This window comes from Dyadobacter sp. CY261, from assembly GCF_021440085.1.
GTDB lineage: Bacteria > Bacteroidota > Bacteroidia > Cytophagales > Spirosomataceae > Dyadobacter.
Genome location: NZ_JAKCPW010000061.1, coordinates 1 through 1,368, shown reverse-complemented (window position 1 = coordinate 1,368; position 1,368 = coordinate 1). Strand labels below are relative to the sequence as shown.

Below are 1,368 nucleotides of genomic sequence, written 5' to 3'. Positions count from 1 at the left end.
ACAGTCACTTGGGCTGCGGAACACCAGCTTCACCTTGTTCACAAGGCAATTGCCCACAACACCACAACCGGAAGTCTCGCCTACGTTGAACACAGTGGATTCACTGGTCTGGCTGCCAACGGTACATTTGGCCGTGTAATTACCCGGCACGTTTGTTTCCAAGGTCACACCGGTGCCGACCTGCGTGGTACCACGGAACCAGGTAATGCTACCCGAGCAGTTCGAAGCGGTCAGCACTACCTTCTGGTTGCTGGCTACACACGCAGTTGTCCCCGAAGTCCGGCTGATCGTTGGCGGGTTTAGGACAGGGTCACCGCAACTATTTAGGTTAAGACCTGCCACGTTGGAGGACCCCACTGAGCTGCCTTCCCATTTGGTTGAAAGCGAATTGTCAAATGCCAGTCCGTAATTGCCTGTGCCAAAGGCTGTGCCTGTCAGCTTCGTCGTGCCGTTATAGAATTCAAGCTCGGTCAGCTCTCCCCAACCAGTGCTGCTGGCAACGAAGCGCAAAGATGAATAAGTAGTCGAGTTACTGAATGTAAATTCCTGGTAGCTCCCTGTCCCGTTGGCTGAGAAAGTATAAATATCCGTCCAGCTGCTACCACCATTGTTGCTGCCTTGCAGTTTCGCGCCGTTCAGACGGTCCATGCAGCAGTCGCCAGGTGTCCGGAAAACAAGCTTCACCTTGTTCACAAGGCAATTGCCCACAACACCGCAACCGGAAGTCTCGGCCACGTTGAACACCGCGGACTCACTGGTCTGGCTGCCAACGGTACATCTGGCCGTGTAATTGCCTGGCGCATTGGTTTCCAATGTCACACCGGTGCCGACCTGGGTGCCGCTGCGGAACCACGTAATACTACCCGAGCAGTTCGAAGCGGTCAGCACTACCTTCTGGTTACTGGCTACACAAGCCGTGGTCCCCGAAGTCCGGCTGATCGTTGGCGGGTTTAGGACAGGGTCGCCGCAACTGTTTAGGTTAAGACCTGCCACGTTGGAGGAGCCCACTGAGCTGCCTTCCCATTTGGTCGACAGTGAATTGTCAAAGGCCAGTCCATAGTTACCTGTACCAAATGCAGCACCTGTCAGTTTCGTTGTACCGTTATAGAATTCCAGTTCGGTCAGCTCGCCCCAGCCTGTGCTGCTGGCAACGAAGCGCAAAGATGAATAAGTAGTCGAGTTACTGAATGTAAACTCCTGGTAGCTCCCTGTACCATTAGCTGAGAAAGTATAAATATCCGTCCAGCTGCTGCCGCCATTATTGCTGCCTTGCAGTTTCGCGCCGTTCAGACGGTCCATACAGCAGTCCCCAGGGCTGCGGAACACCAGCTTCACCTTGTTCACAAGACAATTGCCCACAACACCGCA

General features: G+C 54.2%; 1 protein-coding gene. It reads right to left on the bottom strand.

What is annotated here, in order from left to right:
- On the bottom strand, positions 1-1,335 hold a 1,335-nt coding region (locus LZD49_RS35325; RefSeq protein ID WP_409021388.1), incomplete at its 3' end, for a hypothetical protein.
- Between the last annotated feature and the right edge of the window lie 33 nt (positions 1,336-1,368).